Source organism: Pseudoalteromonas sp. Z1A8, from assembly GCF_011378855.1.
Classification (GTDB): domain Bacteria; phylum Pseudomonadota; class Gammaproteobacteria; order Enterobacterales; family Alteromonadaceae; genus Pseudoalteromonas.
The window spans coordinates 21,272-41,288 of sequence record NZ_WTLB01000031.1; the positions used below are offsets into that span (position 1 = coordinate 21,272).

Annotated in this window: 21 protein-coding genes; 7 read left to right on the forward strand and 14 right to left on the reverse strand. The window is 39.3% G+C overall.

Annotation, left to right across the window (positions count from 1 at the left end; genetic code table 11):
• The first annotated feature begins 217 nt into the window (after window positions 1-217).
• Entirely contained in the window at window positions 218-1,081 is an 864-nt protein-coding gene (gene rpoH, locus GQR55_RS12905; protein WP_149593817.1) for an RNA polymerase sigma factor RpoH, read from the forward strand.
• A gap of 181 nt (window positions 1,082-1,262) precedes the next feature.
• On the opposite strand, the gene GQR55_RS12910 is transcribed toward rpoH, so the two are convergent.
• Genes GQR55_RS12910 through gpmM form a run of 4 tightly spaced genes read right to left on the reverse strand, consistent with a single transcriptional unit; the run spans window position 1,263 to window position 6,063 of the window.
• Window positions 1,263-2,024, reverse strand: a complete 762-nt coding sequence (locus GQR55_RS12910) for a divergent polysaccharide deacetylase family protein (RefSeq protein WP_166420929.1) — start codon at window positions 2,022-2,024, stop codon at window positions 1,263-1,265.
• Window positions 2,025-2,074: 50 nt separating this feature from the next.
• On the reverse strand, window positions 2,075-3,340 hold the full coding sequence (locus tag GQR55_RS12915) for a S41 family peptidase (protein ID WP_166420930.1): 1,266 nt from the start codon (window positions 3,338-3,340) through the stop codon (window positions 2,075-2,077).
• A gap of 35 nt (window positions 3,341-3,375) precedes the next feature.
• Window positions 3,376-4,515, reverse strand: coding sequence for a peptidoglycan DD-metalloendopeptidase family protein (locus tag GQR55_RS12920; protein ID WP_166420931.1), 1,140 nt, complete (start codon window positions 4,513-4,515; stop codon window positions 3,376-3,378).
• A 3-nt stretch (window positions 4,516-4,518) separates the two neighbouring features.
• Window positions 4,519-6,063, reverse strand: a complete 1,545-nt coding sequence (gene gpmM, locus GQR55_RS12925; protein ID WP_166420932.1) for a 2,3-bisphosphoglycerate-independent phosphoglycerate mutase — start codon at window positions 6,061-6,063, stop codon at window positions 4,519-4,521.
• A gap of 280 nt (window positions 6,064-6,343) precedes the next feature.
• On the opposite strand from gpmM, the gene GQR55_RS12930 reads away from it, so the two are divergent.
• From GQR55_RS12930 to gpsA, 4 genes are read left to right on the forward strand one after another with little or no spacing between them, the layout of a single operon-like run.
• Complete coding sequence (locus tag GQR55_RS12930; RefSeq protein ID WP_007376037.1) at window positions 6,344-6,775, forward strand: rhodanese-like domain-containing protein; 432 nt, start codon at window positions 6,344-6,346, stop codon at window positions 6,773-6,775.
• 31 nt (window positions 6,776-6,806) lie between these two features.
• Window positions 6,807-7,064 (forward strand): glutaredoxin 3, encoded by a 258-nt coding sequence (gene grxC, locus GQR55_RS12935; RefSeq protein WP_165740928.1) that lies wholly within the window; start codon window positions 6,807-6,809, stop codon window positions 7,062-7,064.
• A 34-nt stretch (window positions 7,065-7,098) separates the two neighbouring features.
• Window positions 7,099-7,584, forward strand: a complete 486-nt coding sequence (gene secB, locus GQR55_RS12940; RefSeq protein ID WP_166420933.1) for a protein-export chaperone SecB — start codon at window positions 7,099-7,101, stop codon at window positions 7,582-7,584.
• A 3-nt stretch (window positions 7,585-7,587) separates the two neighbouring features.
• Window positions 7,588-8,595, forward strand: a complete 1,008-nt coding sequence (gpsA, locus tag GQR55_RS12945; RefSeq protein ID WP_166420934.1) for an NAD(P)H-dependent glycerol-3-phosphate dehydrogenase — start codon at window positions 7,588-7,590, stop codon at window positions 8,593-8,595.
• Window positions 8,596-8,665: 70 nt separating this feature from the next.
• On the opposite strand, the gene trmL is transcribed toward gpsA, so the two are convergent.
• Complete coding sequence (trmL, locus tag GQR55_RS12950; protein ID WP_007582820.1) at window positions 8,666-9,130, reverse strand: tRNA (uridine(34)/cytosine(34)/5-carboxymethylaminomethyluridine(34)-2'-O)-methyltransferase TrmL; 465 nt, start codon at window positions 9,128-9,130, stop codon at window positions 8,666-8,668.
• 160 nt (window positions 9,131-9,290) lie between these two features.
• Between trmL and GQR55_RS12955 the strand changes: the two genes are divergently transcribed.
• Entirely contained in the window at window positions 9,291-10,157 is an 867-nt protein-coding gene (locus tag GQR55_RS12955; protein ID WP_166376526.1) for a cation diffusion facilitator family transporter, read from the forward strand.
• Here the strand turns inward: GQR55_RS12955 and GQR55_RS12960 are convergent.
• From GQR55_RS12960 to GQR55_RS12970, 3 genes are read right to left on the reverse strand one after another with little or no spacing between them, the layout of a single operon-like run.
• Entirely contained in the window at window positions 10,117-11,064 is a 948-nt protein-coding gene (locus GQR55_RS12960; protein ID WP_166420935.1) for an alpha/beta fold hydrolase, read from the reverse strand. The genes GQR55_RS12955 and GQR55_RS12960 overlap by 41 nt on opposite strands.
• A 3-nt stretch (window positions 11,065-11,067) precedes the next feature.
• A complete protein-coding gene (locus GQR55_RS12965; protein WP_166420936.1) occupies window positions 11,068-12,483 on the reverse strand; it encodes an ATP-binding protein in 1,416 nt (471 codons plus the stop codon).
• Complete coding sequence (locus tag GQR55_RS12970; RefSeq protein WP_166420937.1) at window positions 12,461-13,150, reverse strand: response regulator; 690 nt, start codon at window positions 13,148-13,150, stop codon at window positions 12,461-12,463. Before GQR55_RS12970 ends, GQR55_RS12965 begins: the two co-directional genes overlap by 23 nt.
• A gap of 177 nt (window positions 13,151-13,327) precedes the next feature.
• On the opposite strand from GQR55_RS12970, the gene GQR55_RS12975 reads away from it, so the two are divergent.
• Complete coding sequence (locus tag GQR55_RS12975) at window positions 13,328-13,819, forward strand: Spy/CpxP family protein refolding chaperone (protein ID WP_166420938.1); 492 nt, start codon at window positions 13,328-13,330, stop codon at window positions 13,817-13,819.
• Window positions 13,820-13,894: 75 nt separating this feature from the next.
• Here GQR55_RS12975 and yacG read toward each other — a convergent pair whose 3' ends face one another.
• The 6 genes from yacG to GQR55_RS13005 form a co-directional block, all read right to left on the reverse strand.
• Window positions 13,895-14,125, reverse strand: a complete 231-nt coding sequence (gene yacG / locus GQR55_RS12980) for a DNA gyrase inhibitor YacG (protein WP_076925028.1) — start codon at window positions 14,123-14,125, stop codon at window positions 13,895-13,897.
• A 59-nt stretch (window positions 14,126-14,184) separates the two neighbouring features.
• Window positions 14,185-15,861, reverse strand: coding sequence for a type IV-A pilus assembly ATPase PilB (gene pilB / locus GQR55_RS12985; protein ID WP_166420939.1), 1,677 nt, complete (start codon window positions 15,859-15,861; stop codon window positions 14,185-14,187).
• Between the two features lie 126 nt (window positions 15,862-15,987).
• The gene (gene coaE / locus GQR55_RS12990) at window positions 15,988-16,629 is read right to left on the reverse strand and encodes a dephospho-CoA kinase (RefSeq protein ID WP_166420940.1); all 642 of its coding nucleotides are present in this window, start codon (window positions 16,627-16,629) and stop codon (window positions 15,988-15,990) included.
• Window position 16,630: 1 nt separating this feature from the next.
• Complete coding sequence (locus tag GQR55_RS12995) at window positions 16,631-17,524, reverse strand: A24 family peptidase (protein WP_166420941.1); 894 nt, start codon at window positions 17,522-17,524, stop codon at window positions 16,631-16,633.
• Window positions 17,525-17,818: 294 nt separating this feature from the next.
• A complete protein-coding gene (locus tag GQR55_RS13000; RefSeq protein ID WP_166420942.1) occupies window positions 17,819-19,048 on the reverse strand; it encodes a type II secretion system F family protein in 1,230 nt (409 codons plus the stop codon).
• A complete protein-coding gene (locus GQR55_RS13005; protein WP_166420943.1) occupies window positions 19,032-19,967 on the reverse strand; it encodes an O-antigen ligase family protein in 936 nt (311 codons plus the stop codon). The genes GQR55_RS13000 and GQR55_RS13005 overlap by 17 nt, the downstream gene beginning before the upstream one ends.
• Window positions 19,968-20,017 lie beyond the last annotated feature (50 nt).

Here is a 20,017-nt window from a genome sequence, read left to right on the forward strand (position 1 = left end):
CTATCCTCCAATGAAGTAATGAGTTGTAAATAAGGTGATGCTATGAGGTTAACCTGCTGCAACCCCTTAATTCATCACTTATTCAGTCGCTTGTAGTAGACTAAATACATACCAAAAAACTACTTGATTTATACTTTAAAAAAGTTTTAAATTGGGGTTAGCACTCTTAAAGAAAGAGTGCTAAGATAGTTTCAAATGTTTATCACCGAGGTGAAAAATGAGTAAAGATTTATACGCAATGGCACTTACAGTCGGACAACAAAGCGCAAGCATGGACGGTTACCTTCAAGCGGTAAGCACTATCCCTATGCTTAAAGTTGAACAAGAGCAAGAACTTGCTAAAAAGCTTCAGGAAGAAGGCGATCTTAGTGCTGCCAAGCAACTCATTATGTCGCATTTACGCTTTGTAGCACATATTGCTAAAGGCTACTCGGGATACGGCTTGCCACAAGCTGACCTTATTCAAGAAGGTAATATAGGCCTGATGAAAGCGGTTAAACGTTTTGACCCTTCAGTGGGTGTACGTTTAGTATCGTTTGCAGTGCATTGGATTAAAGCCGAAATTCACGAGTTTGTGCTTAAAAACTGGCGCATAGTTAAAGTTGCAACCACTAAAGCGCAACGTAAATTGTTTTTTAATCTTCGTAAAAACAAAAAGCGTTTAGGTTGGTTTAATCAAGCTGAGGTTAGCACTGTTGCTAGTGAGCTAGGTGTGAGTGAGAAAGAAGTTCGTGAAATGGAATCGCGCATGAGCGGCCAAGACATGGGCTTTGACCTAACGGGCGACGATAACGACGACGCACCAACAAGCACGTACTCTCCAGTACAGTACTTAACAGATGGCGCAGCTGATTTAGCTGACGACGTTGAACAAGAACAGTGGAAAGAGCAAGCGCATACTCGTTTATTTAGCGCACTTAAAACACTAGACGAACGTTCACAAGATATTGTTAGCGCACGTTGGTTGTCTGATGATAAAGCGACTCTTCAAGAGCTTGCACAAAAATATAGTGTATCTGCTGAACGTGTTCGCCAGCTTGAAAAAACAGCGATGAAAAAGTTACAAAGCGCTATGAGCTAAGATTGCTCAAGCAGCAAATTTAAAAAACCCTGCATGAAAATGCGGGGCTTTTTTGTTTTTACGTAGGTTGGTTTGAGCGAAGCGAAACCCAACGATAAAATATTCTATCAAATCATACCGATACTCTGCATTATCGAATGGTTAGTTTATCATTCTGATATAGTATTATTTAAAGCTTATATCACCGAGCACTAACCTCTTTTCCCTCAGCTTGCGCCAACTGAATATATTTACGTTCAACCAGCTGCGAAACCGGTACGAGTTCAAAACCTTGCTTAGTTAGCTCGGGTAAAGCATGACGTAAAAATTCGATTGTTTCTGGGTAGGGGTGAGCAATTGCAATAGCAGAATTATGGATGGTGGCTAGTTGTTTTAATTCTTCAAGCCTTAGCTGCAGTTGTTCTGGTGTAGTTATATTGTCTAAAAACACTTGGCGGCCAATATTAGCAACACCTAAAAAGTTCGCGGCGTTTTGTGCTTGGCTTAAATCGGTTGTACGGCTATCTAAAAAATACAAATGGCGCTTTTTAAGCACTTCCATTGTCCACTTCATAGCTTGGCTTTGCTGCGTAAGTGCTGAGCCCATGTGGTTATTAACGCCTTTAACTTGCGGCAAACTAGCGAGAGCTGTTCCTAGAGTTTGCTGAAGCTGCTCTTTATTCATATTTAAAGTAAGCGCGCCTGGTCCTAATTCTTTACCGTTAAGAGCCTGCATAGGTACATGGAGTAATAGTTCTTTATTTGATTGACTAGCAAGCGTTGCAAAAATTTGCGAATAAGGGGTGTGGGGCAAAATTGAATACGACAATTGCCCTGGTAAGGAAAGGAACTCTAAGTCCCGTTGATGATAGCCTATGTCGTCTATCACTATTGCTATTTGTTTGGCGCTAATTGTTGCTGAGCTAAAACAAATAGCTAATATTAGCCATTTTATTATTTTCACGTTTATAGTTTTTATTATCTTTTTAGCTTTATTTATACAGCTTATACAAGCTATTGCATGCTGAGTAATTGTTTTGCTTTAACTAACTGTAAATCGGCTAAGTTACTCGTGAGTAATTGCGCGTTACTGTTAATTTGCTCACTTTTTATTATAACGGCTTTATTACTTTGTGAAAGGGTTGTTTGATTAACAGCCACATCTGGAGTTATTCCTATCCCATCAATCGACTTTCCTAGCGGCGTAAAGTATTTAGCAGTAGTGAGCTTTAATGCAGTGTTGCCATCACCGAGTGGGATTAGCGATTGCACCGATCCCTTCCCAAAAGATTGGCTGCCAACAACGGTTGCCCGTTTATTATCTTTAAGGGCTGCGGCTAGTATTTCTGCTGCTGAGGCAGAGTTTTCATTTATAAGCACAACAATGGGGGCATTTTTTAGAATGTCGCCACGTTTAGCGTAAAAAGCTTGGTTTGCATCGTAAAAGCGTCCTTTGGTCGTCACAATAGTACCGCTTTGTAAAAATAGATCTGATACCGCCACTGCGCTTTGCAATGTACCGCCAGGGTTGTCGCGTAAATCAATGACTAAGCCTTTAAGTGGATAACCAAAATGACTTTGTAGGGCGGCCACTTGCAGAGCAACTTCATGTAAAGTGTGGTTAGAAAAACTATTAATAGCTATATAACCCGTACCAAAATCTAACAGTTTGCTTGTTACGCTTTCGAGGTTTATTTGGCGGCGGGCAACATGAAACGTAATTGCATTTTTATTGTTACCGCGATTTATAATTAGATCTATATTTGCAAATTTACTTTCTCGTATTAATGTTGCTACTTCATCGATTGTACGGTTTTGAGCTGTGTGGTTGTTTACACTTACAATAATATCGCCTGGCAGAATACCTGCTGCTTTTGCGGGGGAATTATCAACTACATTAACAATAGTCATACATTTATCGATATTTTTAACCTCAATACCAATGCCTGTATAGCGCCCGTTTGTGTTATCAAATAATGAGGTTAGTTCGTGTTCATTTAAGTACTTAGAGTAAGAATCGAGCTTTGAATATAAGCGCTCAAACTGTTGGTTATTATATTTAATGTGGTGGCTATTTTGTAAGGTGAGATCTTCAACGTAGTAGGCGTGAATATTAAAGAGTATTTCGTCGATTTGTTGTCTTTTAAGATCTTTAATCGAGCTTGCTAATACACTGCTAGTAAAGGTGATTAAGATTAGTAATACAAGTAAATACAGGCTTATATATAAGCCTGTATTTTTTTGATCGATGGTATTTATTACGTTTTTTTTAGTTGTCATCAGCTGCTCCTAATGCGGTGCAGCGGTTTATTCAATTAAATGCGTCTGCACCATTTTACAGGATTTACTGCGCGTCCTTTGTGGCGTATTTCAAAGTATAGACCAGAAGTAGCTTGTCCGCCGCTTTGGCCAACTAGGGCTAATGTTTCACCTTCACGTACCATATCGCCTACATCTCTTAATAGTGTTTGAGCGTGGCCATATAGGCTCATAAAACCTTCACCATGATCTACAACAATTACCCAACCATAGCCCTTTAGCCAATCGGCGAATACAACTTGACCGTTATGGACGCTATTAATATTAGTGCCTTCTTTTGCACCAATTAATACGCCTTTCCAATCAATACCACCATGTTTACGTTGGCCGAATGTGTGCTCTAACTTGCCTTTGCTCGGCCAGTCTAATTTGCCTTTGCTTTTATTTAGGCCGAGTAATTCAATTTTTTGTGTTTTTTCTTTTTCGAGTTCTTCAATCGTTGTTACTAACGTTTGTTGGTTTTCTTTTAAATAGTTTATTGAACTTTTGGTGCTGTTGAGCTGAGCTTGTAAGTTTTTAAGATTAGCTTGGCGTTCACTTTGTGCATTAAGCAATGCAGTTTGGCGCCTTTTTTGCTCATTATATAAAAGCGCTAGTTTTTCTTGTATTTTAACAAGCTCTTCTTGGTTTTGTGCTATTTGTTGTTGAAGGTTTTTTAGATCTTCAATTTGTTCAATACGGGCTTTATTTAAGTAGTTGTAATAACTTAGTGTGCGCTCAAACTTTGCGGTGTCTTCTTGGTTTAACAGCATTTTAGAATAGTCGTCGCCACCCGCCATGTAGGCACTTTTAAGTTGCGCGGCTAAGACTTTTTGAAACTGAGTATGCTTTTTATCGAGCTCGTCGGCTTTATTTTGTAGCTCTTTTTGCTGTGTTTTAGTTTCTTTTACTGATTGCTCTGCCATGTTAAGTGCTTTGGCATTTTTAGCTATATCGAGTTCATGACTTTTAAGGTTTTTTTGGAGTTTAGCTATTTTTTTTCTTTGTGCGTTATATTCAGCTTGGCTTTGCTCAAGTGCATTTTGAACTTCTGATAAGTCTTTTTTAGTACGATCTTCATTAGCAACTGCAGATGCAGTCACTAATGAAGTGAGTATTAAACCGCACTTAATTAACCGGCTAATACGTCTATTCATGCGTTATTTCAACATCATGATAGGCGTGCCAGTCATTTCATTTGGTTGCTCCATGCCCATTAAGTGAAGCATTGTAGGGGCTACATCGCTTAATGCTTTACCTTGCATTGGTTCTGCATCGCGACCCACATAAATAAAATGTACAGGTTCGCTAGTGTGAGCTGTATGGGCTTGGCCTGTTTTAAGGTCTGCCATTTGCTCTGCATTACCATGATCAGCTGTTATTAGTGCTTCACCACCAAACTCTTCAAGTGCATCAACAACGCGGCCAATACAGCTATCTACCGCTTCACAGGCTTTAACAGCGGCTTCAAATACACCTGAGTGACCAACCATATCGCCGTTAGGGTAGTTACAAATAATAGCATCGTATTTACCGCTTTTAATTGCTGCTACTAACTTGTCGGTTAACATTTCTGAGTTCATTTCAGGTTGTAAGTCGTAAGTTGCAACTTGCGGCGAAGGAATTAGTTCGCGTGTTTCACCTTCAAATTCGCTTTCGCGCCCGCCACTAAAGAAAAACGTAACGTGTGCGTATTTTTCGGTTTCTGAAATACGAAGCTGTGTTTTGTTATTTTTTTCAAACCACTCACCAAGTACATTTACTAACGGTGTTGAACCAAAGGCGACAGGAGCATCTATATCAGCTGCGTATTCTGTCATCATTACAAATGCGCTAAGCTTTGGTGTTCTTTTTCTTGCGAATCCATCAAAGTCAGGCTCAACAAAAGCGCGAGTAATTTCGCGGGCTCTATCTGCTCTAAAGTTGGCAAAAATTAGAGTGTCGCCATCGTTAATTACGGCTGGCTCTGCACCTGTTGGTGTAATAGTTGTAGCAGCTAGGAACTCATCGTTTTCGTCGCGCTCGTATGCTGCATTAAGTGCCTCTACGCCGTTATCAAAATTAAAGTCGCCTTCGGCTAGCGCTATTACATTGTAAGCTTTTTCTACTCGGTTCCAGCGGTTGTCTCTGTCCATTGCGTAATAACGGCCAATAAGTGACGCTAAACGACCGCATTTAAGTTCGCTAAACAATGCTTCAATACGTTCGATTGATGCTTTAGCGCTACGTGGAGGTGTGTCGCGGCCATCTAAAAAGCCATGAAAGTAAACTTCTTTAGCGCCACGTTTTGCAGCCAGTTTTATACTAGCAACAATGTGATCTTCGTGACTATGTACGCCACCTGGGCTTAAAAGTCCCATTATGTGAACGGCTTTGTCTGCTTTTACGGCTTTATCTATGTTTTCAACTAAGGCTGGTGTTGAATCAAATTCGCCATCGTTAATTGCTTTGGTGATACGAGTAAAATCTTGATAAACGATGCGCCCAGCACCTAAGTTTACATGGCCAACTTCAGAGTTACCCATTTGGCCATCAGGAAGACCCACATCTAAACCCGAAGCTGATATTAATGTGTGAGGGCGTGTTGCCCATAAATTGTCTAATACCGGTGTGTTAGCTGCAAGAATAGCATTGCTCTGCGTATCTTCGCGGTATCCCCAACCGTCTAAAATCATTAATACCAGTGGTTTTTTATGCTCTGTCATAATAGCTCCTGAAAATTAGTATCTGTTGATGGATACTGTGCACCTAAAAAGGTTTATTAGCGTAGTTTTAGCATACCGTGTTTTTAAGCTAGGATCAGCATTGAAAACAAGATATTAATTTTTTTCACTTACTTTATATATGGGGGGCTTTATCGTTTTTTAAACGTTTCTAAGTGCTCCTAAACTCGCATTTTAGGTTGGTTTGGGTATACTTGCGTGGCTAAAGTACAAAATCCTTAAAACATCACGTTTTAAAACATAATTTCATAGTGGAAGTAGAATGGATCAATATATTGAATTTATTACAAATCATCCCATTTTAAGCCTTGCTTGGGTTGGTATTGTTTTCCTTATTGTTAGTGGCTGGATAAAAAGTAAGTTTTCAGCTGTTCGTCAAATAAATCCTCAGCAGCTTACGTTACTTATTAACCGTGATGACGGCCAAGTAATCGATATACGTGCGCAAAAAGAGTTTAATGCAGGGCGTATTTCTGGCGCTGAGCACTTAAGCCCAGAGAATGCGAAAAAATCTGACTTTTCAAGCCTTGAAAAGTACAAGACTAAACCCATTATAGTTGTATGTACTACAGGTATGACTGCCCAAGGTACTGCAGCCGCTATGAGTAAAGCTGGTTTTGAACGAGTTTACTTATTAGCAGGTGGCATGGGTGCGTGGCAATCTGCCAGCTTACCAACTACAACAGGTCGCTAATCAGTTTAGCTAGGCCGATAGAGGATTTATTATGAGTAATGTTGTTTTATACACCAAGGCGTATTGTCCATTTTGTCAGCGTGCTCTTTCGCTTTTAAATAGCAAAGGCGTTGAATACACTAATTATGATATTGGTGTACAACCAGAGCTACGTGCTGAAATGATTACTAAAGCTGGTGGCGCAAGCACAGTACCGCAAATTTTTATTAATGATGAACATATCGGTGGCTGCGACGACATGATGGCTATTGAAGCGCAAGGTAAACTTGACGCTAAGTTAAACGCTTAATTTAATTATAATAACGAACAAGTTAGGAATAACAATGAACGAAGAAAATCAAAACGTAGCAGCTGCAGAAGCCGGTGCACAATTTACTATTCAACGTATTTACACTAAAGATGTATCGTTTGAAACGCCAAACTCTCCGGCCATTTTTCAAAAAGAATGGACGCCAGAAGTTAAGCTAGACTTAGATACACGCTCTAACAAACTAGACGAAGGTGTATTTGAAGTTGTTTTAGCACTAACTGTAACTGCTTCTCTTGGTGAAGAAACTGCGTTCTTATGTGAAATTCAACAAGCAGGTATTTTTACTATTGCTGAAGTTGAAGAAGTGCAACTTGCACACATGCTTGGTGCATTTTGTCCTAACGTGTTGTTCCCATATGCACGTGAAGCTGTTTCAAATCTTGTTAACCGTGGTACTTTTCCACAGCTTAACCTTGCGCCAGTTAACTTTGACGCACTGTTTGCACAATACATGCAACAACGTACTGCGCAAGCTGACCAGGTTACAGCAGACGCATAACCTATGAGTACAGCAACTACAGCTGTTACTGTATTAGGGGCGGGGTCTTATGGCACCGCCCTTGCTATTTGTTTAGCCCGAAATGGTCACCACGTGACACTTTGGGGAAGAAATAGCGACGACGTTGCCACGCTTGCAGCTGAGCGGAAAAATCAACGTTACTTACCTGATGCTCCTTTCCCAGACACTCTTACTCTTGAAGCTAACTTACAACATGCCGTTGCTAGCAGCGCTATTGTACTTGTTGTTGTGCCAAGCCATGCTTTTGGCGATACGCTTGCGCAAATTAAACCAGCATTGCCAAAGAGCGCTAAAGTTGCGTGGGCTACTAAAGGTCTTGAGCCAAATACTGGACGTTTGTTGCAAGAAGTGGCTTTACAAGAGTTAGGTGACGATATTCCGCTTGCCGTACTTTCGGGCCCTACATTTGCAAAAGAAATGGCGATGGGTTCACCTACAGCTATTTCGGTGTCTTCTACGTCGCCTGAATTTGCTCAGCAGCTAGCTGATTTACTTCATTGTGGCCGCTCATTCCGCGTGTATAACAATGATGATTTTATTGGTATACAGCTTGGTGGTGCGGTTAAGAATGTAATTGCCATTGGTGCCGGTATTTCGGACGGTGTTGGTTTTGGTGCTAATGCGCGTACAGCGCTGATCACTCGTGGTCTTGCTGAATTAACGCGGTTAGGTTGTGCTCTGGGCGCAAAACCAGAAACTTTTATGGGAATGGCGGGTCTTGGTGATTTAATACTCACTTGTACCGACAATCAATCTCGTAATCGTCGTTTTGGTTTAGCACTAGGTAAAGGCGAAAGTGTAGATGCTGCTATTGAGTCTATTGGCCAAGTAGTGGAAGGCTTTAGAAATACCAAAGAAGTGTATTTATTAGCGCAACGTACCGGTGTTGAAATGCCGATTACTGAGCAAATTTATAAAGTGCTTTATGAAAATAAAGACATGAAAGAAGCAGCAATGGCGCTACTAGGCCGAGAGCAGCGTTCTGAATAAATTTATACAAAGTATACTAAAACTAAAAAACCGACGTTATGTCGGTTTTTTGTTGCTTGGTATAAGGTGCTTATTGCGCGTTAGGAAAGCCCAACTGGCGCCACGACTCGTAAACAAACACGGCTACTGCGTTTGATAAGTTCATGCTGCGGCTATTGGCTTGCATAGGAATACGTACACGCTGCTCTTTTGGCAGTGCTTGGATCATATCATCAGGCAGGCCGCGGGTTTCAGGTCCAAAAACTAGGCAATCGCCGGCTTCGTAGCTAGCTTCGTGGTGAAATTGGCTACCTTTGGTTGTACATGCATATATTTTTTTAGGCTTACACTTCTCAAGATAATCTTCAAATGAGGCATGGCGTTGAACATGGCTAAATTCATGGTAATCAAGGCCAGCACGCTTTACTCGTTTGTCGTCCCATTCAAAACCTAACGGCTCAATTAAATGCAGTGCATAGCCCGTATTTGCGCACAGACGAATAATATTGCCTGTATTAGGTGGAATTTCAGGTTGATATAAAACAATATCCAGCATAGTGAGCCTTTTAAATAATCTGTAGTTTAACGATTTTCAGTATACACGAAACCCTTCAAAAAAATGATATACTCACACTATTGAGTACTCCTAATTATCGGATTAAAACGTGCATAACCGTAGCTACGAATTTTGGGTTAAAACTTCCAGCATTGTTACCATGGTAATGGTTAGTTTAATGATTGGCGCTAAAACATGGGCGTGGCTTGCTTCGGGTTCGGCCTCAATGCTTGGCTCGTTAACTGATTCGTTAATGGATATAACAGCCACTGCTATGAGCTTTTTAGTTTTAGGTTACGCACTGCGCCCAGCCGATGACGATCACCGGTTTGGACATGGTAAAGCTGAGGCGCTTGCCGGATTAGGGCAAGCTGCGTTTATTGCAGGCTCAGGTTGCCTACTTGCTTTTCATGGTATTGAGCGTTTATTTAATCCTATCCAGTTAAGCCATTCTTTATTGGGTGTGTGGGTAAGTATTTTTGCTATTGCGTGTACGCTGGTAATTGTATTTGTGCAAAATAAAGTAGTTAAATACACCGATTCAATTGCTATTAAAGCCGACTCAGTACATTACAAAGGCGACTTAATATTAAATGCCGCTGTGCTATTAGCTATCTTGTTAGCTTATTATGGTGTGTTGTATGCCGATCCGGTTTTTGCGATAGGTGTAGCGGGTTATTTACTTTATAACAGCTGGGATATAGCACGAGATAGCGCCGATCATTTAATGGATAAAGAGCTGCCAGATGATGAAAAGCAAAGCATATTTGATATAGCCAGAGCCCATGCAGATGTACACGGTGTACATGACATTCGTACTCGTCAAGGCGGAAAAGTTAAGTTTATCCAAATGCACTTAGAGCTTGATGATCATTTAAGTTTGATTCGCGCGCACAATGTGGCTGATGAAGTGGAGTCAATGCTTAAAGAACGTTTTGAGTCTGAGGTAGATATACTGATCCACCTCGACCCTTTATCGGTACTTGCTAAGCCGTCACCGACTCACAAAACTGATACAAACTTTTAAGCAATGGCTGGCGTATTTCATCACATTCAAAAAATAGTTCGTGTTTAGCGCCTTCAAAGCTTTTAAGTATTGTATTTGCGTGTCTGTTTGCTAATTTATATTGGGCATTGTTATCGACTACTTCGTCGTTTTGCGCGCTGGCAATATAAAGTGGAATAGTCACGCTTAAGCTATCCATCGAAGTTATAAATGCAAACGTCGCATTTAGCCAGCCGTAAGTAACACCACCGAGCTGTAGTAATGGCTCTTCTTGATATGTTTGCCTAAATAACTCGTAACGCACTGGACTGCTGGTTAATACATTTGTAGCAAACTCATCAGGTATATAATCGGTTTGCCCTAGCGCGTAGTTGTCTTTTTGACCCAAAAGAGTAGCGGTACCTGCTATTAATTTAGCTAAAGGTTTTGGTGTGTTTTTTGTATAAATATCAAGCATAGGCGCTGATAAAAACGCGCCACTAAAATTGTGTTCAAAATGCGCAAGGTAATCAAAAGCAATAGCACCGCCCATTGAATGGCTCACTAACACTTTTTTGCCCTGCCAATAAGTATCCACAACTTGTTTATTAAATAAGTTTAGATCGGCACTATAATCGTTAAATTGGTTAACGTGGCCTTTATGCTTATTTATTAAGTGGCGATAAGAGCGGCCTTGTCCTTGGTGATCGGCTATGAATATGGCAAAATTATTGTTGTAAAGCTCCCACAACAATTCTTTATATTTATCTAACCCTTCAAGGCGCCCCGAACTGATAACAATGGCAGTTTGAGCTTTTTCAGGTATGGCATAAGCATAAAATAATTGCCCGTTAGGCGTATCTAAATAAGCTTTAATTAGCGTGTTTTTATAAAAGTTATTAATTGTTATTTGATTACTTTTAAGCTCACGCTCACTACTATAAAACATGGTTTACTCTTTTATTAATGGCAGCGTGATATTAGCACAAAGTCCACCCTCTGTTTTATTAGATAACACTAATTCACCGCCATGCGCAGTAATAGCATTTTTAGCAATCGCGAGCCCTAAACCCGTGCCACCACTTACGCGGTCGCGCGCATCAGACTGCCTAAAAAAGGGCTCGCAAAGCTTGCTTAGTTGCTCATTTGGTACACCACAGCCATCATCACATATTTCTATATAAATGGCATCTGTGTGCTTTAGAGTAATGCTAATCGTATTATTTGCATATTTAATGGCGTTGCGAAGGAGGTTTTCGAGTGCACTGGCAATAAGGCTTTCATCGCAATTAATATTGATGTCTACAGCGCCCATTATATTTAGCTGCTTATTATTTTGTTTTGCTTCAAACTGCGCATCGTTAAGTACATGATCAACAATTATTTGTAATGATTGTTTTTGTAGTGAAAGCGCTTGGCTTTTGGCCTCTAAGCGAGACACTTGCAGCACGTCGGCAATCATTTTATCGAGTTGGTTTGCTTCTTTTTCTATGCGTAATAAATACGATTGGCTGGCATCGTTAGCTTGCATTTGTGCAAGGCCGGTAGCCATTTTTAAACGTGTAAGAGGCGAGCGTAACTCATGCGATATATCGGCTAATAAGCGCTTTTGCGAGCTAATTAAAAGCTCTAACTGATTAGCCATGCTGTTAAAATCTCGCCCTAGTATTCCTAGCTCATCTTTTCGGTTTACAGAAATGTCGGCTCTTGCGCTTAGGTTACCCGCTGATAGTTTAATTGCCGCTTTTTTAAGGCTATTTATAGGGGCTATTAAGTTACGACTAAATAAAAAGCTTAAAATGAGAGATGCAACAATTGCGATGACGATTTTCATCCAATTAGGCATAAGCTTAAAGCGCATTATTAGTGGCGGTTGATGGGTAATATCTATTTCGTAAAGATAAAAACTCCCTTCAGGCACGTTTATATTAACAGGGCCAAAGGCTTGGTATTTTTCAGTGAAAATAATTTGCGGTGACATATTTTGCGTGAAATTTAATAAACTTAAGTCAATGCTCTCTGGCACCTCTTTACTACTAAGAGAGTCTTCGCTTTGATCTGCGCTTAAATATAAAAGTTTACGCTTTGATAGACGGGGGTGTACTAATACATTACTTAGGCTGCGCTTATGTTTAATAGCAGTTCGCTCAATACTTTTGGCGGTATATATTAGGTTTTTTTTCATTGGGCCATAAAGCGGCTCGTTAGTTACCGCGTTAATAGCGGTAATGTTACTTAAAAAGATAAGCGCTGCAACGGTGCCGATTATAGTTAACCAAAACCAAATAAATATTTTAAAAAACAGGTAGTGCCCAGGGTGTTTTAACCAAGTAAAATAATTGCTTTTATTCGCCTTGGATAAAGACATAGCCCGTACCTCTCATTGTTTTAATTCGCTCACCTGGAATGTGCTCTGCTATTTTTTTGCGGATATTACTTACATGCATATCGATAGAGCGATCAAAAGAAGCTAAACGCCTACCTAGTACTTCTTCACTAATTTGCTCTTTACTAACCACTTCACCTGCATTTTTACACAATAGCGTGAGTATTTCGTACTCTGTACCAGTAAGGGTTAATGTAGAGCCGTCTATTGAGGCCTCTCGCGCTGCTAGGTTAACGGTAATACCATTCACGAGTAACTTACTCGTTGCAGCAGCATTTAAACTATTAATGTGTTCTATACGGCGTGTTATCGCTTTAACGCGGGCCAGTAATTCACGATGATTAAAAGGCTTTGGAATATAATCGTCAGCGCCGAGCTCTAAACCAAAAATACGGTCAAAGTCTTCCCCTTTTGCTGTAAGCATTATTACAGGGGTGAGTTTTGTTTGCCTAAGCTGTTTAAGTACTTCAAAGCCATCTAGCGTGGGTAGCATTACATCTAGCAGTATAAGTGCGTAATCGTTAGCTTGTGCTAGTTTAAGGCCTTGCTCACCGTCGTGTACGCTTTGTATTTCAAAGCCTTGAGCAGTTAAATATTCACTTAATAGCTCACAAAGGCCCGTATCGTCATCAATCATTAATAGTTTCATTTACAAACCCTTAGAGTTGTTTATAGCGTTATTTTACCCGCTAAATAGTGCAAAGGTGAATCTTTACACAACCTTTACACTGCTTTGCGTTACTTTGCGTTGAGTTAGGTATAGTTAACTCACTGGCTTAGCAGCCACAATCGCTCAACCAACCAATTCAATATTAAGGTAATGATTATGACTAAATTAAACACACTTTCAAAATTAGTACTTATCTGTGGCTTAGCAACAGCAACGCTTGGTGCTGGTAGCGTATTAGCTAAAGGCGACGGGCATAAGCAAGGCCATTCTCAAGCTCGTTTTTTACTTTCTGATCGCGGCGTTGAAAAATTAAACCTAACAGATGAGCAGCAAACTAAGCTAAAGGCTATTTTTGAAGCGCAAAAAACACAAATGAAAGCATTACGTGGCGACAATAAAGAAGCCCGTAAAGCGATGCGTGAAGCGCATAAAGCAAAAATGGATGCATTACTTTCGGCGGCAACATTTGACGAAAATGCAGCAAAAGAATTGTTAAACGAACGCCATGAAAAAGGTGAGCAATTCGGTTTAATTAAACTTAAAACTCAGCACCAAGTAATGCAAGTACTTAATGCAGAGCAACAAGAGAAATTTTCTAAAATGCAAAAACGCATGGGCAAAAAGAAACAGCGTAAGCAAAAAGACTAATCGTTTAATTATAGGTTAAACACTAAAAAACCAGCTACATGCTGGTTTTTGCTTTTAGGGCATAATGAAGATAAATTACTTAAAAAAGTCATCTTCATTTTTAGCCAGCATAGCTTCAATATCTTCAATCATGTCTTGGCTAAACTCTTCAGCTGAGGTGATTGGCGCAGAAATTTTATTATTTTCAAACGACCATTCACCTAAATCAATTAGCTGACAGCGCTTTGAGCAAAAAGGGCGAAATGGGCTTTGCTCTGACCATTCAACTTTAGTTTTGCAGGTCGGGCAGTTTACAACAGTAGGCATAATTTACTCTCTACAATTTTTCTTTATAGCTCCAAGAACAATAGCTCAGAGCCATATACTTACATATTAGTGACGCGGTTTATTTCAGCGAGTGACGTTAAACCATCGGCGGCTTTGCGTAAACCCGATAGGCGTAAATTATTAAATCCCGCTTTAAGAGATACGTCTGCTATTTCAAGCGAGTTACCACCGCGCATAATAATTTGAGCAATTTCAGGGGTAATTTGCATTACTTCGTAAATACCCACACGCCCTTTGTAACCATCGGTACAGCTATCACACCCTTTAGGCGTATATAACGTCATTTCTTCAATTTGCTTTGTACTGAACCCTTGGCGAGTTAGTTCCTCGCTCGGCAGTTGTTCTGGCGTTTTACACTTAGGGCATAGTCGTCGCGCTAAACGCTGAGCTATAATTAAGCTGATTGAGCTTGCTACGTTATAAGCGGGTACACCCATATTTAATAAACGGGTGATTGTTTCCGGCGCTGAGTTTGTATGCAATGTTGATAAAACCAAGTGACCTGTTTGCGCTGCTTTTATTGATATTTCTGCGGTTTCTAGATCACGTATTTCACCTACCATAACTACATCAGGATCTTGACGTAAAAATGCACGCAGTGCGTTGGCAAAAGTCATATCGGCTTTAATATTAATTTGTACTTGGTTTACACCTTCAAGATTAATTTCAACCGGATCTTCCGCAGTACTAATATTACGCTCTGGCTGATTTAGTATATTTAAACCTGTGTATAGCGATACCGTTTTACCAGAGCCTGTTGGCCCGGTTACCAATATCATCCCTTGAGGCTGGGCAAGCGCATCCATATAGAGCTTTTTCTGCTCGGGCTCGTAACCTAATACATCAATACCTAACATGGCGCTTGATGAATCAAGGATACGCATTACTATTTTTTCGCCCCACAAGGTAGGCATAGTACTTACACGAAAGTCGATACTTTTGCGTTCAGTGATTTTTAGTTTTATACGACCATCTTGTGGTTTGCGTTTTTCTGCAATATCGAGTCGTGACATAACCTTAATTCGCGCAGAAAGCTTGGTCGCTAATGTATTAGGTGGGCTTGCCACTTCATGCAAAATGCCATCAATACGAAAGCGAATACGGTACTTGTGCTCGTAAGGTTCAAAGTGTAAATCAGAAGCGCCTTTTTTAATGGCATCCATTAAAATTTTGTTGATGTATACGATGATAGGCGCATCGTCTTTATCGTCATCTTGCTGAGATGTATCTTTTTGGCTTTCTGAATCTAAGTCAGCAAATTCCTGAAACTCGTCATCTGTTAAATTTAAACTGCCAGCGGCATCTAGTAATTGCTCAATTTTGGCATCGAGTTGAATATAATCAACAACAACAACTTCGCATGAGAGGCCAGTACTAAACTCAAAGTTTTCAAATGCGCCGTAATCTGTTGGGTCTGATGCTGCTATATAAACTTTTCGATCTTTTTGAACAAGCGGTAAAATATGGTGCTTGCGGATCAGCTTTTCTTTTACGAGATCGGCCGGGATTTTTGTAGGATCAAAATCTTTTAAATCAAAATAGGGTACGCGAAACAAATCGATACATTGTTCAGCTAAATCATTACTATCGATTTTTCCACATTTAGAAATAAGCTCAGCTGTTGAGGCAAATTCATTTTGTTTGTTTTTAACCGTGTCGGCATCAATGCGGCCAAGGGTTATAAATTTTCTCAATAACGGTGAGTTAATATTCATTGCGCACCTGTTTTATTCCTTCAATAGTAAGCAATTTATCAGAAAAAAGAAGGGGATTACATCACCTTTCATTCTTTGTTGTGATTTTACTAACTAAAATACGAGTTTGTGTGAGTTAGGACAGTGTTAATGTGAGTTTGTTTTGTTGTGTAATGCATATTGTAGATACTTTTTATGCAGATCAACAAGTTCTATATGCACTAGGTTTAAACTGCGGTCATTATTTAAAATATCATCCGCTTTTTGCTGTTTATTGGCTCGTGACATTTGTGAGGCAATAATACTTTTAACTTGCTCAATACTTGTGTTATCACGTTTTGCTGTACGTGCTATTTGTACAGAGGTTGGCACGTCAATAAGTAAGGTATGGTCGCAATACTTATCAAGATTATTCTCAAACAATAATGGTGCGACTAAAACAGCATAAGGGCTAGTTGCATTATTTAAATCGTTTAGTATTTTTGCGCGAATCAGAGGGTGCAGTAACGCATTAAGCCATTCTTTTTCATTGTTGTTAGTAAATATTTTTGCACGCAGCTCTGCCCTATTTAATGTGCCATCTGGCAATAAAATATGCTCACCAAAGTGTTGGGTAATCACTTTTAGGCTTTTGCTGTTTGGCTCTACTACTTGACGCGCAATTATATCGGCATCAACTATTGTAATACCAAGCTCTTCAAACATATTACTAACGGCAGTTTTTCCACAGCCAATACCGCCAGTTAAACCTAATACCCAGCTGTTTACTTTAGTAATTTGCTCACTCATTTTAATAACCAATTAAATTAAAATAAGCGCCTTGAATTTGGTTACCCCAAAGCATTGCAATCCAGCCCGCTATCGCTAAATAAGGCCCAAAAGGGATAGGGGTCGCTTTGTCTTTACCTTGAATGCTCAACAGTGCAATACCTATAATGGCACCTACTACGCTCGAAAGTAGAATAATAGTAAGTAATGACTGCCAGCCAAGCAAAGCACCAAATACAGCGAGTAGTTTAAAATCGCCATAACCCATGCCTTCTTTACCGGTTAATAACTTAAATAGCCAAAACACGCTCCATAAGCTTAAATAACCGCAAGCAGCACCAATAATGGCATCAGTAGGCGTAATTGTGTAACCCATTACCGAGGCAATAAGTGCAAGCCATACAAGTGGTAATGTAAGCTGGTCTGGCAGTAACATGTGATCAATATCAATAAAGGTCAGTACTACTAAAATCCACGTTACAAAAATATATAAAAGGGCTTGCTCGGTCGCACCAAAGCTATAGGCAACAATTAAACTTAATAGGGCAGTAATTAGCTCTACAGCAGGGTAGCGAGCAGAAATAGGGTTACTGCAACTTGCGCATTTACCTTTAAGTATTAACCAACTAATTATAGGAATATTCTGCCAAGGCTTAATGGCAGTTTTACATTTAGGGCAGGTAGAATTGGGTTTTACTAAGTTAAAAGGCTCGTTGATATTAGCTTGTTTAGATTTATTAGCTGTAAGTTCATCTTCTAGCAGTAGTCTGCATTCGCTTTGCCACTCACGTTGCATCATTAACGGTAAGCGATAAATAACGACATTCAAAAAGCTACCGATACATAAACTAATTAAGCCAATTGTGGTTAAGTAAAACCACAATTGGCTTTGCATTACTTCTATAATACTTTGCATTTGTTTACCTAAAACTAAAATTTTTTAATAATACCAATTAACAGCGCGATGTAAAATCGTAATTAAAAACGCGACTACGCGGTTTATGCACGGCACCGTAGCAGCGGGTTTACCCCGCAACTGTTACTATTTCCCCGCGATTGTTACAATTATTGCGCGATATAAAATCGCGACTACGCGGTTTATGCCACGGCACCGTAGCAGCGGGTTTACCCCGCGATTGTTACAATTATTGCGCGATGTAAAATCGCGACTACGTGTGTTTTTAAATAGGTGTTTATATTTTTAAAGGTATTAAATAACTGAGCCCAATTGGAAAATAGGTAAGTACATGGCAACAATCAAGCCACCAACAAGTACACCTAATACAGCCATAATAAGTGGCTCAAGCAAGCTTGAAAGACCATCTACAGCATCATCAACTTCTTGCTCGTAAATAGTGGCTACTTTTGCGAGCATGCCATCTAGTGAGCCAGACTCCTCACCAATAGCGACCATTTGTATTACCATATCAGGGAATATTTTTGAGTTACGCATTGCCCAGTTCATCTGATTACCAGAGCTAACCTCTGCTTTTATATCTAAAATAGCGTAACGATAAACAGCATTACCTGAAGCGCCTGCAGCAGAATCAAGTGCATCAACAAGCGGCACACCCGCAGCAAACGTGGTCGAAAGAGTACGTGCATAGCGAGCAACAGCAGCCTTATTTAAAATCATGCCAATAACAGGGAGTTTAAGTATAGTTCTGTCGGTAGCATCCCGGAGTTTTAAACTTCGTAGTTTTGCTTCTTTAAATGCGTAACCGAAAGCCACAATAGCGATTAGTATCATCCACCAATATTCTTGCATAAATTCTGATATACCAATTACAAACAATGTAAATGCAGGGAGCTCTGCACCAAAGCCATTAAATATATCTTGAAATTGAGGCACAACAAATATTAAAAGGATGGATGTAACTATTAGTGCTACTACTAAAACAGCAATTGGATAAAACATTGCTTTTTTAATTTTTGATTTGAGTGCTTCAGACTTTTCTTTGTATAAAGCTACGCGGTCGAATATTTTATCAAGAGATCCTGATTGTTCACCTGATGCAACTAAGTCACAATATAAATCATCAAAGTAGCGAGGGTGTTTTCTTAGTGCAGAATTAAGGGTTTGCCCAGCTTTGACTTCATCGCCAATTGTTCCCATGAGTTTGCCAATACTTTTATTCGTAGACCCCGAACCAATCATTTCAATAGATTGTATCAATGGAACTCCTGCTAATAGCATTGTCGCAATTTGACGTGTCACTAAAGAAATATCTTTAGGGGTTATTTTTTGTACGCTCTGTAAGCCAAATAAAGGTTTTGGTTTACGTTTGACTTTAGAGGGCGTTATACCTTGTTTTCTTAATTGTGCTTTCACCAAGGCTATGCTATGACCTGTTAATTCCCCTTCAAGTTTTTTACCGCGAGCACTAACACCAACCCACTGAAAGGTATCTAGGCTTTTATGTTCAGTCTTTTTTGCCATTATGGTTCTCTTTTAACAGGTGGCATTCGGTTAATGAAAATTCACCACTACCCCAAAAGTTAGGTCCTAAAAAACTACTATCTTTACACTTATAACTAAGTAGGACTGTGAATAAATATAAAACAAGAGTTAGAATTATCAATATGTAATAATTTAGTCTAACTTTAACAAAGATAATGTCTTTATTTTTATAGCCTAATATTATACCAATAAAAACAAATAAAAATGTCTGCGGTATAGGTGTGATGATTATACCTGTTAATAATGAGTAAAATGCTAAAACGATAAAAACTAAAGTGCAAGTTTCATACTCAATGCTTTTATTTTTAAGTTGTAATCTTAGATGCTTTGTTATTTTTAAAAATAAAAAAAAGAAAAATGCTGCTGCCGCTAATCCCCAATCATTCAACACTTGTAAAATACTGTTGTGGGGGTGTCTTACTCTTTGTTCTATATTTAGGTAGCTACCAAGGCCATTGCCTAAAATCAAGTTTTTAATTTTCAAATTAGATACTAAGTGCTGCCAAATATCAAGCCTTCCTGAACTTGTTGTCCTTGATATGTAATTTAATGAGTGTTCATCAGGGTAGCTGTATGTATAAAATAAAAAGAGAGAGAAAGCGATTACAGAATAAAAAAATAACTTCTTTAGAGTTTCTACTTTTACTATTTTCAAAATATAACCAATCAATAGCATCATAAGAAGAGAGATTAAGGCTCCTCTACCCCCAGTTAATAATATAAAGAATATATTAAAAATAATAAATAAGGCCGCAATGTTTTTTACTGAATCTTTTTTGAGATAATAAATTAAAATAGGGATACATATAACTTGCATCTGGTTAAAAAAACGAATGTTGTTAAAGCCAAAAGTAACATCGTATATATTCGGGCTCTCTGAATTTAAAATATAAAACATACAATTAAGGATTGAGCAGCTGACTATAATTATATTGAATAAAAACAAAG